The organism is Actinomadura rugatobispora, assembly GCF_042656285.1.
GTDB classification, from domain to species: Bacteria; Actinomycetota; Actinomycetes; order Streptosporangiales; family Streptosporangiaceae; genus Spirillospora; species Spirillospora rugatobispora.
Map to the genome: position 1 here is coordinate 1 of NZ_JBHSON010000325.1, position 533 is coordinate 533.

2 protein-coding genes are annotated in these 533 nt (G+C 54.0%); both read right to left on the minus strand.

The features are described from left to right. Positions 1 to 78: 78 nt before the first annotated feature. Entirely contained in the window at positions 79 to 363 is a 285-nt protein-coding gene (gene xis, locus ACFPZN_RS56620) for an excisionase Xis (protein WP_378293778.1), read from the minus strand. Positions 364 to 409: 46 nt separating this feature from the next. Then, positions 410 to 526, minus strand: coding sequence for a DUF4060 family protein (locus tag ACFPZN_RS56625; protein WP_378293780.1), 117 nt, complete (start codon positions 524 to 526; stop codon positions 410 to 412). Positions 527 to 533 lie beyond the last annotated feature (7 nt).

Genomic DNA, 533 nt, shown 5'->3' on the forward strand with positions numbered 1-533 from the left:
ATGTTGAGGAAATGAGAGTGGCATATGGTAAGTGGTGGGCCCGACTTATGAGCATCGTCGAGCCCGACATTCTGGAGTTCACGCCGCGTCAGGTCGGGTGAGACGGCCTTTATCATCACGGGTTAGGTTCAGGTGAGACATCGGCTTACGGGTTGATCGTGACATCTCTTTAATCTGCCAGGCGGTGACTTTGGTTCTGAGCCATTTATTGCGTCCACCCATGTAAGCGCAATCTGGCTCAGGGAAAGGGTTCTCGTTTGGGGCTCTTTTCCTGTAGCGTTCGAGCGTACGTGAGGAAATACACAGCTGCCCGCAGATGTCTTTAGTGCTCATCAGCTCAAATTTATTCGTTGCTTTGCTCATCTTCGTTCTCCAAGGGCCCCAACCGGGGCCGTTTGATAATTCTTTATCAGGACGCCTGGCCGGGAAGGGCACGCAAGCGGCGCATGCCTGTCATTGCCGTGGCCACATAGCTCGCCTTGCGGTTCACCACCTCCACCCAGACCTTCACGCCTTCAACCTTCACCGTATAC